Raw genomic sequence first — 15,587 nt, 5'->3', positions numbered from 1 at the left:
CCCGATTTTATAATTATTTGTCTGCTAAACCATTTATCTTATTTCTGCAAAAGTATCTCCTTGCTTGATATCTCCTGTTTTATAACCTTTCATAAACCAAGCTTTGCGTTGAGCAGATGTTCCATGGGTGAATGATTCTGGAACGATATGTCCTTGAATTTTAGCCTGAATGGCATCATCTCCTACAGCTTGAGCAGCGCTTAGAGCTTCATCTATATCTCCATCTTCTAGGAAATTATTCATTTGTTGATTATAATGCGTCCATACTCCAGCATAAAAATCAGCTTGTAATTCTAAGGCTACAGATAATTTATTGGCTTCAGCTTGACTTTTGCCTTGTTGCATTCGTCTCATTTTATCAGAGGTTCCTAATAAGGTTTGTACATGATGTCCTATTTCGTGAGAAATCACGTAAGCTGTTGCAAAATCTCCTCCTTGAGCACCAAATTTTGTTTTTAGTTCTTCAAAAAAAGCTAAATCCATATAGACTTTTTGATCGCCGGGACAATAAAACGGACCTGAATCAGAACTAGCATTTCCACAAGCTGTTTCTACTGCATTTTGGAATAATACTAATTTAGGGTTTTTATATTGTAAGTTGTTTTCTGCGAATATTTTTGACCAAACATCTTCAGTATCAACTAAAATAGCGTTTATGAATTGTTTTTCTTCTTTTTCCTTAGCAGTTAATTCTCTTTGTTCGGTTTGTGTTGTTTGAGTTCCTTGTGTTTGTTCTAAAATATTACCGACCATCTGACCATTTTCACCGCCGAAAACATTTAATAACAAAATAACAATACCAATTATTCCTCCACCAACAACTGTTTTACCTCCTGACGACATTCCTCTTCTGTCTTCTAGATTATCGCTTTGACGTCTGCCACTCCATTTCATAAATTAATTTTTTTGTTTGTAAATACGCTTTGTGTTTATAAAACTACATAATTTAAAAGAATAAAAATATTTTTTTTTGGTTACATAACCCATTTTTGGATGGTTTCTTCAATAATACCCTTAATAATTGGTTTCGGAATGTAATCATTCATTCCCGCTTCAATACATTTATCTTTTTCTTCTCTCTCTGTGCCTGCAGTTATTGCAATAATAGGAACATTTGCTTTAGTTTTAGATTGACGAATTATTTTTGTAGCTTCATAACCGTTCATCACTGGCATTTGAATATCCATAAAGACAATATCAGGATTAATGTTTTCAATTTGCTCTACAGCATCTTTTCCATTTATGGCTTCAAATACAGTTGTTTTTAGAGGTAAATTTTTAATAATCGTTTTTAAAAGCAACATGTTTACTTTATTATCCTCGACAATTAATACGGTAATATTTTTAGTTATACTTCGTACAATACTAGTTTCATTTTCTATACTATTTTTATCAGATTCAGTTGCAATGATACTTTCCGACAAGTCATTATTGGTTTGTATCTCTAAATCAAAATAGAAAATACTTCCGGTACCTACTGCACTATCTAGTTCTAACTGGCTACTCATTAAACCTAAAAGTTGGTTAGAAATTGTTAATCCCAAACCTGTTCCTCCAAACTTTCGTGTAGTCGAGCTATCTTATTGTGAGAAGGCCTTAAATATTTTCTTTTTATTTTCTTCCAATATTCCTATCCCAGTATCAATTACCGAAAATCGAATTCTGTCTTTATTCTCATCTATTTTTTTAAGTAGAGTTACCTCTAATTTTATAGATCCTTTTTCGGTAAATTTTACAGCATTTGCTAAAAGATTAATTAAAATTTGTTTTAAACGTACACTATCTAACCAAAAATATTTAGGAATGTTAGGAGCAATTATAAGTTCTAAATTCAGTTTTTTCTGGCTTGATTCATATAAAATAAGATCTATTACTTGGGTTAATAGTTCATGAATATCATTTTTCTCAATGTATAACTCTAATTTACCAGCTTCAATTTTAGAAAAATCAAGAATGTCATTGATAATATCCAGTAAAGAATGTGCAGATTGGTTGATGGTAGTCATGTATTTTTCTTGAATTTTTCCAAGATTCGTTTTCATCAACAAATCGGTAAAACCAATAATTCCGTTTAACGGAGTTCTTATTTCATGGCTCATATTGGCTAGAAATTCTGATTTCGATTTATTGGCCGCTTCTGCTAATTCTTTTTCTTGAACAACTGTTTCTGCTTTTTTTCGCTCCGTAATGTCGATAAATATGCCTTCTAAGAAAGCAATTTTACCATCTTTATAAATTGTATCCCCAAATTCCTCTACCCAAATGATGTGTTTGTCTTTATGTACAATTCGATAAGTTAAATGAATAGGACTTTTACTGTCAATGGCTCTTTTTTGAGCCGCTATTGTGTTTAATCTATCTTCAGGATGAATTAAATCAATGAATGATAATTCATTATCAATAAAACTTGATTTAGGATAACCGGTCAATTTTTCAATTTTATCGTTTATGTAAATCTTGGTGTTGTTTTCATCGTAATTAGATAGATAAACAGTTCCAGGTATATTATTCGCTAAAAGTCTAAATTTCTCTTCACTTTCATATATTGCTGTTTCATTAGTGATGCGTTCAATAGAGGAGGCAATATTTCGAGCCAATGTTTGCAAGATGTTCACTTCATCTTCGTTCCAATGTTTTTCTTCTTGTGTGTTATCAAATCCTAAAAAGCCATGAAATTTATTTTTAATGATAATTGGAAATAATATTACAGACACAACATCTAAACTTTCAAGTTTACTTCTTAACGAAACGTTTTTAATTTCTGAAATCCTAGATTCAAATGGTTTATTGTTTAAAAGTGGAGTAAGCAATTCCTCAAAAAAAGCGTGAGGAATATGTTGAAGATTAATATTATTTTCCGTTAATTTTTTATTGTGAATAACCCATCTGTATTTTTGACTTATTGTCTTTTGGTTATTATCATCTTCATAATAATAGGCTCTGTGTGACTTGGTTGCTTTTCCCATGATGATGAGAACATCTGAAAAAATTGCACTTATATCATTGCTATTCAAGAATTTCTCGGTACAGTGTGTCATTGCCGATAAAAGTTCACTTTTATATTCCAGTTTCTTTTCGGCATCGTAACGACTTTGAGAAATAACGGTTAACGAGATTAAATCGGATATGGTTCTAGCAAAAATAATATCATCATTGTCCCAGTTTTTATAATTTTCTGAGGTTTCAAAGCAAATGACTCCAGATAATTCTCCATTTATAAAAATTGGAATATCAAGTTGTGATTTAATGTTAAATTGTTCAAAATAGCTTTCTTTAAATTCAGAAAACTCTAATTTTTCTGAAACATCATACGCACTGATATGCGTGTTGTTTTGAATTGCTTCAAAATAAATAGGATAATTTTCCTTTGTTATAACATATCCTTTTGTATAGCTATCTGTCTCTAAATTATACTGATTTTCGCATGTTAATTTTTCCTTAGTATGTTTCCAATAACTAACTTGGTTACACTGAGTAACTTTTGCAGCAGATTCAATAATTTCCATAACACTAACGTCTAGGTTTTTATAATTACTGAAATTTGTGGTTGTTAGTTTTTTTATTGTTTCATTATATTCTTCGGTCTTTTGTTGGCGAATTCTATTTTCACGATCAATGTCTTTAAATTTGGTAACATCACGAGAAATACCAGAATAGGCAATTATTTTTCCAAATTCATTTTTCCGAATAATAACTTTTTGAGAGATCCACAGTTCAGTTCCATCTTTCTTTAATATTGGAAACTCAATTATAGGAAAATAATGATCACTTTCTAATGGTTTAAGATAAAAGTTGGTAATAACGACAATATAATCAGGTCTTATAAAAGAGGTGTAATTTTTGTTTATGATTTCATCATTTTGGTATCCTAAGGATTTGATCGTAAATTCATTTACAAAAGTAAAATAGCCATTCTTATCTACTTCAAAAATGATGTCAATCGCATTCTCAATTAAATCTTTATACTGATTTTTTATATGAATTTCACTCGTTACATCTTGGCCAATACCGATCAATAAATCATTAGAAAATTTTTTTTCATCCCATTGAAAGTATTTATAATCGCCATTGCTACATTTTACTGTTCTAATAAATACTCTGTCTTCTGTAAATTTTATATTATAATTTTTGTCGTAAAAATTAGTATTTTCTGCTTTTTCCCAATATCCTAATCCTAGCATATCATTCACGTCGTAACCTAAAATTGTTTTTACATTTTCACTGCAAAATACAACTTCTCCTTTTTTATTGGTTGCGAGTATCAGTGAATTGCCTTTGTTAATGATTAAATCATTAAAATTTGATTTAACAGTGGTGTTTAACCACAATATATATTGAACATAATTGATGATTAAAATTACAAAACAATCAATAAATAAAACTAAAACAGTTTTTAATGGGACTAATTCAAAAACAAACAGAATCCAAAAATAAATAAAAACGGCAATTACAAAACCCCGATATAATTTTACAGATTTTAAAACGGTATAAGAAAAGTAGAACGTAGCAATAAAAGCGGTAATTGGAACTATATCAGAGGTAGAATTGATAATATTTCGGCCAATTGAAACAAAATAAATTAAAAATAGTACTGTAAATATATTTTTAATATTTCTAAATATGTAGGTAGATTTAGTGCTAGCATAATAGATTAGGAGTAGAATGATTCCCAAACTGCAATTAATAATTAATAAACTTTGTGGTCTGATTTTTAAAAATTCTAAAGTAATTTCTAGAATTGGAAGAATAACTCCCAAAAATAAGATATAAACTTGATATTCTTTTTTCTCAGTAATAGTTTTGGTGCTTTTTTCTATTAAACTACTTTTTAATCCTGTTTTAATTTTAATTATTCTATAAATTAAAAAAACAATTAAAATTGGAATTAAAACCATGAATAAGGTAGTAATAACAACAGAGTTTACTATTAAAAATAAAATTAATTCTTTGGTAGTACTGTATAAAGGACTAAAGTTAATTACCATAAATTTTATTTACTGAGTTGTGAAAATTAAATTTTGAAATAAGTTTAGCCTTCAATTTAAGAAATTATTTTAAAAAAGAACAAAGGTTAAGGTGTATTTCAACCTTTATTCTTTTTTAAAATTTGTTTTTAGCTTTTTTCTTGCAATTCAGTTTCGGTTTCAAACCCTATTATTTCACTGTAAATTGCATAATATAAAGAAGATAATACTGGATAAGTAAAGAAAATACCAACACAGCAACCTATAAATCCTACCAGTACACCAATAGAACACACTACTAAAAGTCCAAGTAAAACCCAAGGTTGTTTAGATACAATTAGAAAACTAGCATTTATAGCTTCTAAGGCTTTTAATTTTCCGAAAATAATAAGCGGTATCATCATGATGGTTAATAATGCAATAAGTATTGAAATTACCGAACTCAAAAAAGGTATTTTGAAGTACATAGTAACTATTCCAATAGCATTGTTTAATAATGAAAATAAAAATGTAGCGATAAACAATTCTAAAAAAAACGGAGCTTTATAGAATCCAAACATCGTTGATACATGAAATTCCTCATCATTCTCTGCGCAATAAGCCATTTTTATTAAACCTGCAATAAGCGGACTCAATAAAGCCGAAATTAAAACGCTAATTCCTGATATAATGAGTAGCGTGTTTAGGCTAAGATTTTCAAGATTTAAATTTTCAGGTTTTAGATATTCTGTAATTGCTGGAGCACCAAAAATTCCTATAAGAGTAGCAAAAGTAATGATGCTAAATAAAATAACACCCACAAAAATTATCAAACCTCCATACAACGCAATTTTTTTATAATTCTCAAATGTATGCTCAAAGACTTTACTAAAATCTAATTCGTATCCATTCTTTCTAATTTGTTCTAAGCGATTTTGTACGTTGGTTTTCATAAAGGTTCTGTTATTGGTTTTTAGTTTTTTTAATAATAATACTGAAATTTCTTCCGTTAATTTTAAATAATTTTAATTCTCTATGGAGTTAAAATTATATTCATTTTTGTTGTAATCGGCAAATGTAATATTTTTTTAATTCTCATTGAATCAAAACATTCCACATAAACTAAGATTTCTCCTCCTATTATAAATAGTATTTTAATTTATACCACTCTATTTTATTTAAAAAAGAATCCAGAGAGATGAAAGTACAAATCAAATTCCTTTTATTCATCCAAACTTAAAGTTCTTGTTTTTGAACCTTTAGATCGGGAATTTTTACTGTTTAATTCCAAGTTTTTTTTAAATAATCGCTATTTAATCAAGGAAGTTTATGAACTATTTTTAATTTTTAATTTTTAAAAATTTAATCAAATTTAAAACGTCAATTTTATTTATATTTTATATCGCTACTTAAGATTGTAATTGTAGTCTGACGTAATTAATAAGAAAAACTAGCATCAAGAATAGTAACACCAAGAATTGGAACTTATTTACTCTTTTTGTTTCATATTTTTTTATAAAAATTCGGTCGATTATTAGTATCAAAATAGGTAATGTTAACCAAAGTAAATTTACCCAACCTTGCAGCCTATCGTTCATGCCGTTACTATTAATCATAATTGTAGATGTTACAATTATGATTAATAATGACAGTATGCTTAAAGTAAAAAAGAGGGTGTTTTTCAATTCTTTTTTTTGGTTATATAATTTTGATTTAGCATTACTGAGCAACATAAAACTGTTTAAACCCAAGTTTTAATATTAAACATTTGATTTAGCCAGAAATAGTTAATTTTGTCCTTTAAATAGCTTATATCAATTTGTCTAAATCCATTTTAATACTTTTCGAATGGTTTTTAACTTATCATTATAAGGAGCATAACGCAAAGGCACATCAAGCCAAGTCCCTCGTTTTACAACACTTTTTTTATGTGAAAAAATATCAAAACTCAGTTTTCCATGATATGCACCCATACCTGAATTTCCTACACCTCCAAAAGGGAGTCTATGATTTACCAAGTGAATAACTGTGTCATTGATACAGCCACCGCCAAAAGAGTATTTTTTTAAAATTTCGTCAGTAAAAGATTTATTTTGAGAAAATAAATATAAGGAAAGCGGTTTGTCAAATTGAGTTATAATTTTATCAATATCCTCTTTAGTTTCGTAGGATAGAATAGGAAGCACAGGTCCAAAAATTTCTTCTTTCATTACCAAACTATCCATTGACGGTTGATCAAGAAGGGTAGGAGCCAAGTAAAGAGACTCTTTATTTGATCGACCTCCATAAATAATATTTTGATTTTCAATTAGATTTAATTGACGCTGCCAGTTCTTTAAATTAATTATTCTAGCAAAATCTGCAGATTCTTCTGGATTTTTGCCTAGTGCTTTCTCAATCTCCTCAATTAAAAATTTTGTAAAAGGTTGCTTTACTTTTTTATGTACTAAAATATAATCTGGAGCCACACAAGTTTGTCCTGCATTGATGATTTTTCCCCAAACAATTCTTTTAGCGCTCAGTTCTAAATTGGCAGTTTCATCAATAATACAAGGGCTTTTTCCTCCTAATTCTAAGGTAACTGGCGTTAAGTTTTCAGCAGCAGCTTTTGCAACAATTTTGCCAACACCAACACTTCCCGTAAAAAATATATAATCCCAACGCTTTTTTAATAATTCTGCTGCAATCGTTGCGTCTCCAGTAATTACAACTACCTCTTGTACCGGAAATGTTTCTCGTATGATTTTAGATATAATTGCCGATGTATTGGGTGTAAGTTCAGAAGGTTTTAGTGTCACTTTGTTTCCCGCAGCTACTGCAGCCACCAATGGACATAGAGCCAATTGAAAAGGATAATTCCATGGAGAAAGTATCAATACATTCCCATAAGGTTCACTATAGATATAATCCGATGAAGGGAAGTTCAGCAAAGAACCCCAAACTCTTTTGGGTTCTGCCCATGAATCGATGTTCTTAATAGTTTCTTTTAAATCACTAATTACATAATTTGTTTCGGTTAAGACCGCTTCAAAAGCGGGCTTTTTAAAATCATCATACAAAGCTTTGATAATAGCATCTTCCTGTTCTATTATGATGTGCAATAATTTTTTTAAAGATTCTTTTCTGTTGTTTATTTCTGTTTTATGATTCATTTCAAGATTTTGTTTAAATTAAATAGAAGAACTCCTAATTAGTGAGTCAAGCTATTTTTAAAATTATATTTTTATAAGTTATATTAACTATTTAAATAATTTAATACCGAGTTACACTTTTTAAATTGTCAGGGAAATACAAGTCAGAAAGGTGTGAAAATTCATCACCGCGCATAAAAATATTAATATCTACTTCTGCAAAACTATTTTTTCCAGCGGCCGCTAGAAGTTCGTTGGCTGCATGCAAGGTATTTTTATGAAAATGGTAAACACGTTCGTATTTATCGGCTACTACCAATCCTTTCATAAGCATTCTATCTTGTGTTGCTACTCCGGTAGGACAAGTGTTAGTGTTGCATCGCAAGGCTTGTATACATCCCAATGAAAACATAAAACCACGGGCGCTATTGCAAATATCTGCTCCTAAAGCTACAGCTCTAAGTATGGAATAACCTGAAATTATTTTTCCGCTACAGATCACCCTAATTCTATCTCTGATGCCAAAAAAGACTAATGTTTTATTAACGAATATTAACGCTGGTTCAAATGGCATTCCAACGCCATCACTAAACTCAAGCGGAGCAGCACCTGTTCCTCCTTCGGCACCATCAACAGTAATAAAATCAGGATAACAGTTTTGGGTGATCATTTCTTGACAAATGGCTTCAAATTCAGACGTTTTACCAATGCATAATTTAAAACCTATGGGTTTTCCATTGGATAATAAGCGAAGTTGAGCAACAAATTCTATTAATCCTTTCGTATCTGAAAATGCGGAATGTCCTGGTGGAGAAAGAATCGTTGTATGCGGTTCTACCCCTCTTATTTTTGCTATTTCCTCTGTGTTTTTTGATGCAGGTAAAACTCCTCCATGACCAGGTTTTGCACCTTGAGAAAGTTTTATTTCTATCATTTTTACTTCAGGCAAATTGGCTTTTTCGGTAAATTTATCTTTATCAAAACCTCCGTTTGCGTTACGGCATCCAAAATAACCTGTACCAATTTGCCATGTAACATCGCCACCTTGCTGATGAAATTGAGTTAATCCGCCTTCTCCTGTATTGTGATAAAAATTTCCTTTCAAAGCTCCTTTGTTTAGTGCAACAATTGCATTTTCACTCAATGAACCAAAGCTCATTGCTGAAATATTCAACAAAGAAGCAGAATAAGGTTGTTTACAGTCGGGACCTCCAACTAAAACACGAGGCAATTCTTCATTTACAACAGTTGGAAATATAGAATGTTTTATGCCTTCATAATTTGATTGGTTAATGTCTAATTGTGTTCCAAAAGGAGTGGTTGCATCAATGTTTTTTGCTCTTTGATATACAATTGTACGTTGGTTTCTAGAGAAAGGTTTTCCATCAGTAGTACGTTCTATAAAATACTGCTGAATTTCTGGAGCTATCATTTCAAATAAATATCTAAAATAACCTAATACTGGAAAATTTCTAAGAATAGCATGTTTTTGTTGTATTGTATTGGCGTATCCTACCAGCAATATTAAGGTTAGAATAACCATAAAAACCAATCCAACATCATATAAAATATAGACAATTGTAGTTAGCACTAAAATAGATATTCCTATAATAAAAAATTTATTTCTCATTTCATTTTTTGTTTAATCCTCTAAAATACTAAGAAAATTAAATCTTTTTTTATTTTAAAGACTTTATTTATAAATATTTAATTCTTTTATAAAAAAAAAGCTCTTACTGTTTAGAAAGAAGCTTTTTATAATACTGTTTTAAAAAATAGATTAACTGAAACGCAGGCGAACATAAACATGTTTAATTCCTTTTTTATCAGAATCTCTTTCATCTATTTCTAGGATTTCGGTTAATGATTTCAACATAGGAGTTAATTTTGCAAAGCCATAATTTCTAGGGTCAAATTCTGGTTTTCTTTTTACGATTAGGTTTCCAACATCTCCTAGAAATGCCCAACCATCATCATCACAAATATCCTCGATTGTAGTTTCTATAAGTTCTATAGTGTGTACGTCTACTTTATTTAATGATTTTTCAACTGGTTTTTCAACTGGTTTACCAATTGGTTTTTTATTATCTATAGTAGGTTTTTTAGCTTTTTTCTTAATAGCTCCATCTAAAACTTCGATGTAAATAAATCGATCGCAAGCAACAATAAAAGAATTTGGAGTTTTTTGCTCTCCTATACCAATTACTTTCATTCCTGATTCTCTCAAACGAATAGCTAATCTGGTAAAGTCAGAATCACTTGATACGATACAAAAACCATCTACTTTATCAGAGTATAATAAATCCATGGCATCAATAATCATTGCCGAATCAGAAGAATTTTTACCTACAGTATAGCTATATTGTTGTATGGGAGTAATAGCGTGTTCTAATAAAACACTTTTCCACCCACCTGCATTAGGTTTAGTCCAATCCGCATAAATACGCTTAGTAGTTGGTGTTCCAAATTTAGCTATTTCTTCCATCATTCCTTTTACATTGCTGTAAGGAACGTTATCGGCATCAATCAAAACAGCTAATTTTAATTCTTTTGTATCTTGTGACATTTATATTCGTGTTGGTTTATTCTCAGATTTAGGGTAAAAATAAATATTTTAATTGGTATTTTTATTTTTTAAGTAGTAATTCTATTAACCAAATTATTAAAACATTTTTCAATTGAATTGACTTTCTTTTTTTAATTTAATAGTAAGATTTTTGATATTTAACAATTTATAAAACTTTGCTTATTAGCGCTCTTTTAGAAAAATTAATTTGATAAAATTTAAATTTAAAGTGCATTTTTATGTTCTGTTTCTTCTAAATTTACAAACTGCAGGAGTTTTTTTTAAAATTAAAGAAAGAAATTCCATTTAATTTTATGCCATTATCAAAGCCTTTGCAGTATTTTTTATTTTGATTATAAGATATAGTTTACATGAATATTACTGTTGCTTAGGATTAAATTTAGCATCGAAAAATAAATTTATTTTCAAGTCCTTTATACGATTTAAATAATTAATTTTGCAACTTCTTAAAATTAAAATTATTACTTAATATATTATGGTAAAAGATTTATTCGAAAGGATTCAAAACAATAAAGGACCTTTAGGAAAATGGGCTTCTCAAGCAGAAGGTTATTTTGTTTTTCCTAAATTAGAAGGAGAACTAGGTCCAAGAATGCAGTTTGGTGGAAAGGATATTTTGAACTGGAGTTTGAATGATTATTTAGGACTTGCTAATCACCCAGAAGTGCGTCAGGTTGATACTGAAGCAGCGGCTAAATATGGCGCAGCTTACCCAATGGGAGCTCGTATGATGAGCGGACAAACTAAATACCACGAGCAGTTAGAAAATGAATTGGCAGATTTCGTAATGAAAGAATCCGCTTATTTATTGAATTTTGGATACCAAGGAATGGTGTCAATAATTGATGCTTTAGTTACTAAAAACGATGTGATCGTTTATGATGTTGACGCTCATGCTTGTATTATAGATGGAGTTCGTTTGCACATGGGAAAACGTTTTACCTACCGCCACAACGATGTGGAAAGTATGGAGAAAAACCTGCAACGTGCAACAAAATTAGCTGAAGAAACTGGTGGAGGAATTTTATTCATCACAGAAGGTGTTTTTGGAATGCGTGGTCAGCAAGGAAAATTGAAAGAAGTTGTTGCTATGAAGCAAAAATATAATTTCCGTTTGCTAGTTGATGATGCACATGGTTTTGGTACTTTAGGTAAAACTGGTGCTGGAGCAGGTGAGGAGCAAGGAGTTCAGGATGATATCGATGTTTATTTTTCTACTTTTGCTAAATCGATGGCAAATATTGGTGCGTTTGTAGCTGCTGATAAAGATATTATCGATTATTTAAAATACAACATGCGCTCTCAAATGTTTGCAAAATCATTGCCAATGATTCAAACTATTGGATCATTAAAACGTTTACAATTGTTGCGTGATAACCCAGGATTGAAAGATAAATTATGGGAAAATGTTAATGCATTACAAAGCGGATTAAGAAGTAAAGGATTTAATATTGGAGATACAAATACTTGTGTAACACCTGTTTATTTAGAAGGGAGTGTGCCCGAAGCGATGGTTATGGTAAATGATTTAAGAGAAAACTACGGTATTTTCTTGTCTATTGTAATTTATCCTGTAATTCCAAAAGGAATGATTTTATTAAGAGTAATTCCTACTGCACCGCATACATTAGCAGATATTGATCAAACTTTAACTGCTTTTGAAGCCATTCGTGAAAAATTAGAAAACGGAACTTACAAAGAAATTGCTTCTAAAACCAAAGTAGATTTAGACGCTTAAATTTTATTCGTTAAAATCTCTAGAAAATTAATTTTATAAAAATAAAATTTTTAAAGCTGTAATTTTAAAAAAAATCCATTCTTCAAAGAATGGATTTTTTTGTTAAAATCCATATTGAATAATCTATCTTTATTGAACTCTAAATAAAAAATATGAAAAAAATAATCTTTAGCGCCGTACTAATAAGTTTCTTTATTTCGTGTAAAAAGGAAAGTAAAGACCATCAACTCCAACTAGAAAAAAATACTATCAAAAAAGTAAATACTCCGGAATGTTACTTGGGTGTTATTAAAAAAGATAGTGTTTTAATGCATTTGAATTTTGAAGGGAATCAACTGATTTCTGGTAATTTAATTTATAATTTTTATGAAAAAGATAAAAATGAAGGTTCGATTGTTGGACAGTTAAAAGGAGATACACTTTTTGCAGACTATACTTTTACCTCAGAAGGTGTTTTATCTGTGCGTGAAGTTGTTTTTTTAAAGGAAGGTAATAATTATATTGAAGGTTTTGGTGAAACCGTTGATGATAATAAAGGAAAAGTAAAATTTAAAGATAAGAAAAAATTAATGTTTGATGGAAAATTAGTATTGGCAAAAACAGCGTGTAAGTAGTCTTTTTTTTAATTTAAAGTTTATAATTAAAAAATCCCATTGACAATTTGTGAATGGGATTTTTTATATCATCTAGTTTAAACTTTTTTTGTAGGTACATCTTCTTTTGTGTACCACTGTATTAAAGTGTTTCCATAAATTAATACTAGCAGCGTTATCCGCTAACTCAGGCGTTCTAAAGCAATTAATGATTCCCTTTTCTTTAAAAGTTTCGTAGTATTCTTTAAATATAACAGCCGTAACTGCTTTATTTTGATATTCTGGAAGTACACCTATAAGATAAAAAAGCACATCTTTACTTTGTTTTTTCGCTCTTAACAAATGTAAAAAGCCAAAGGGAAATAACTTTCCATTTGCTTTTTGCAATGCTTCTGTAAAAGAGGGCATAACGATGCTGAATGCTACAATGTTATCGTCTTTGTCAATTACAAATTTGATAAATTCAGGATTGATGAAGCTAATGTATTTTTTCTTGAAATATTCTTTTTGTGTGTCAGAAATAGCTACAAAAGTAGATAAAGAAGCGTAAGATTTATTAAATAGATCGAACATTTGGTCCACAAGTGGCATTACTTCTTTGGTAGTTTTAAAATTAAGAGGTCTTAACTGATACCTTCTTTTTACTAAATCATTCGCTTTTTCAAAAAACTCAGGTTTTACGTTTTCAAAAGGAAACTTACTTTCAATATATTCTTTTTCTTTAACGTAACCCAACTGTTCAAAATGTGTAGCATAGTAAGGACTGTTATACCATGTAATCATTGTTCCTACTTCATCAAATCCTTCTGTTAATACGCCTACTTTGTCAAGGTTAGAAAAACCCATAGGGCCTTCTACGTAATCCAACTTGTGTTTTCGACCTAGTTCATAGACCTTCTCTAAAAGTGCTTTTGTAACTTCAATATCGTCAATTACATCAAACCAACCAAAACGTACCTTCTTTTTTTGTTGATCATTTACTTCACTCCAGTTAATGATGGCGGTAATTCTTCCTACTATTTCATTATTTTTTTTAGCAACGTAAAAATAGGCTTCTGCCGTTTCAAAAGCGGGATTTGTTATTTTATCAAAACTCTCGAGCTCATCTAATATCAATGGTGGAACAAAATTTTTATTGTTCTTATATAATGTAAAGGGAAATTTTATGAATTCTTTTAATTCCTTCTTCGTTTTTGCTTCTTCAATTGTAATCATGCTATTTTTTAAAATTCAATTATCCTTTTTTTATTTTTTTTTGTGTTTTTTTTGCTTTTTTATCTCCTTTGATATCAGGATTGGCAGCATTTCCTGTATCAATTTTCATTCTTACTTCTTTGTATTTTGCATCATAACGCCAAGAAAGACCAATTCCGCCATAAAGTATAGAAGGTGTATTTTTTAGACTCGAGCTAATTGATGCGTCAATTTGCATGTTTTTATTGACTAAATAGGCAGCGCCACCTCTTATGATTGCGTCACTATAAAAATCACTCTTAAAACCTTGATTTTCTATAAATCCAGACCAGTTGTCATTAAATCCTCTAGTAAGGGTTAGCACATAACCATAACTCGGAAAATCAGTTGTAATATAATCGCCAATAATATTGGTTACAAAAACCCATTTACCATCGCCAAAATGATTTTGAGTAATTAACATAATTTTTGGAGATACACTAGATTGGGGAGAAAACGAGTAAGGATTGTCTTTCATGATTACATTTGCACCAGCAAAAATAGAGAATGCAGGCACAAATTGACGCCAGTTGAAACCGTGATTTGCTTTCCAGCTGTAAAGATTAACCTTTTTTTCATAATTCTTAAAAGGATCGTAAATCAAATATTTAGCTCCCAGAACAGTTTGTTTAAAATCGGCTATCTTGGTGTTTTTAAACAGAGAAGTATATTTCTCATTTTGATATTGAATGTCGGCAATCAATTCAAGATTTTCCAAGAACAAACCCCATCTTAAAGTTGCGTCTAAACCGAAACCATTGGCGTCATAATTTAAAAGACTATGATTTTGTTTAATACCGTAAATTCCAGTTTCTATTTGAATGACTGATTTTCCAACAGCAAAAGCAGACATAGTTTCACCTGGTCTATTAGAGTTTATTTGATCCGTATGTTGCCCGTAATGTAGGATTGGAAACATTAAAAAGGCAGTCAAAAGTGTGATTTTAATTCTAGACATATTGTTTTTTAGATTAGAAAGTAACAATGCTTTTCAAATGTACTATATTTTATTATTTATTTAAGAATGATATCTTACTTTTGAACGTTTGATTTATTAATTTTGAAAAAAAAAATATATTTATGCAAACAGCTTCTTTTACTGGTTTTATAAAAGCAATTTTTTATATGATCGCTTTCTACTATATTTTCCGCTTTTTGGCAAAGTTGTTTTTGCCTTTATTAGTTAAAAAAGTGGTAGAAAAAGCAGGACAAAATATGCAACAGCAACAACAAGATACTTGGCAAAAAACTCAAACTAAGGAGGAAATCTTATACAATAGCAACTCTAGTAAAAATCCACGCGAGACCAAAAAAGTTGGAGATTATGTTGATTACGAAGAAATAGATTAAGTTTGCCGTTTT

Annotated in this window: 12 protein-coding genes; 3 read left to right on the top strand and 9 right to left on the bottom strand. The window is 29.9% G+C overall.

Annotated elements, in window-relative coordinates; all coding sequences use genetic code 11:
* Positions 1-33: 33 nt before the first annotated feature.
* The 7 genes from ypfJ to MW871_RS13940 form a co-directional block, all read right to left on the bottom strand.
* On the bottom strand, positions 34-894 hold the full coding sequence (ypfJ, locus tag MW871_RS13970) for a KPN_02809 family neutral zinc metallopeptidase (RefSeq protein ID WP_248429080.1): 861 nt from the start codon (positions 892-894) through the stop codon (positions 34-36).
* Positions 895-974: 80 nt separating this feature from the next.
* On the bottom strand, positions 975-1,508 hold the full coding sequence (locus MW871_RS13965) for a response regulator (protein ID WP_248429079.1): 534 nt from the start codon (positions 1,506-1,508) through the stop codon (positions 975-977).
* A gap of 72 nt (positions 1,509-1,580) precedes the next feature.
* The gene (locus MW871_RS13960) at positions 1,581-4,985 is read right to left on the bottom strand and encodes a PAS domain S-box protein (RefSeq protein ID WP_248429078.1); all 3,405 of its coding nucleotides are present in this window, start codon (positions 4,983-4,985) and stop codon (positions 1,581-1,583) included.
* 128 nt (positions 4,986-5,113) lie between these two features.
* Positions 5,114-5,896, bottom strand: a complete 783-nt coding sequence (locus MW871_RS13955; RefSeq protein ID WP_248429077.1) for a hypothetical protein — start codon at positions 5,894-5,896, stop codon at positions 5,114-5,116.
* 870 nt (positions 5,897-6,766) lie between these two features.
* On the bottom strand, positions 6,767-8,095 hold the full coding sequence (locus MW871_RS13950) for an aldehyde dehydrogenase (RefSeq protein ID WP_248429076.1): 1,329 nt from the start codon (positions 8,093-8,095) through the stop codon (positions 6,767-6,769).
* Positions 8,096-8,195: 100 nt separating this feature from the next.
* Positions 8,196-9,704 (bottom strand): FMN-binding glutamate synthase family protein, encoded by a 1,509-nt coding sequence (locus tag MW871_RS13945; RefSeq protein ID WP_248429075.1) that lies wholly within the window; start codon positions 9,702-9,704, stop codon positions 8,196-8,198.
* Positions 9,705-9,854: 150 nt separating this feature from the next.
* A complete protein-coding gene (locus tag MW871_RS13940) occupies positions 9,855-10,640 on the bottom strand; it encodes an NYN domain-containing protein (RefSeq protein WP_248429074.1) in 786 nt (261 codons plus the stop codon).
* Positions 10,641-11,136: 496 nt separating this feature from the next.
* On the opposite strand from MW871_RS13940, the gene capB reads away from it, so the two are divergent.
* Both capB and MW871_RS13930 read left to right on the top strand, forming a co-directional pair.
* Positions 11,137-12,399, top strand: coding sequence for a cysteate-C-fatty acyltransferase (gene capB, locus MW871_RS13935; RefSeq protein WP_188051603.1), 1,263 nt, complete (start codon positions 11,137-11,139; stop codon positions 12,397-12,399).
* A gap of 152 nt (positions 12,400-12,551) precedes the next feature.
* Complete coding sequence (locus MW871_RS13930) at positions 12,552-13,013, top strand: hypothetical protein (RefSeq protein ID WP_248429073.1); 462 nt, start codon at positions 12,552-12,554, stop codon at positions 13,011-13,013.
* A 72-nt stretch (positions 13,014-13,085) separates the two neighbouring features.
* Here the strand turns inward: MW871_RS13930 and MW871_RS13925 are convergent, their stop codons facing one another.
* Together MW871_RS13925 and MW871_RS13920 are read right to left on the bottom strand one after the other, a co-directional pair.
* Positions 13,086-14,207 carry a GTP cyclohydrolase gene (locus MW871_RS13925; RefSeq protein WP_210646864.1) on the bottom strand — a complete coding sequence of 374 codons (1,122 nt, stop codon included), beginning with the start codon at positions 14,205-14,207 and terminating at the stop codon, positions 13,086-13,088.
* 19 nt (positions 14,208-14,226) lie between these two features.
* On the bottom strand, positions 14,227-15,183 hold the full coding sequence (locus MW871_RS13920; RefSeq protein WP_248429072.1) for a transporter: 957 nt from the start codon (positions 15,181-15,183) through the stop codon (positions 14,227-14,229).
* A gap of 122 nt (positions 15,184-15,305) precedes the next feature.
* Here MW871_RS13920 and MW871_RS13915 point away from each other — a divergent pair, with 122 nt between their 5' ends.
* Positions 15,306-15,575, top strand: a complete 270-nt coding sequence (locus tag MW871_RS13915; RefSeq protein ID WP_188051606.1) for a DUF4834 family protein — start codon at positions 15,306-15,308, stop codon at positions 15,573-15,575.
* Positions 15,576-15,587 lie beyond the last annotated feature (12 nt).

Origin of the sequence: Flavobacterium pygoscelis (assembly GCF_023162025.1) — a bacterium.
Taxonomy (GTDB): Bacteria; Bacteroidota; Bacteroidia; order Flavobacteriales; family Flavobacteriaceae; genus Flavobacterium; species Flavobacterium pygoscelis.
Note: the sequence above shows the minus strand (reverse complement) of the source record. Positions and strands in the feature narration are given on the sequence as shown.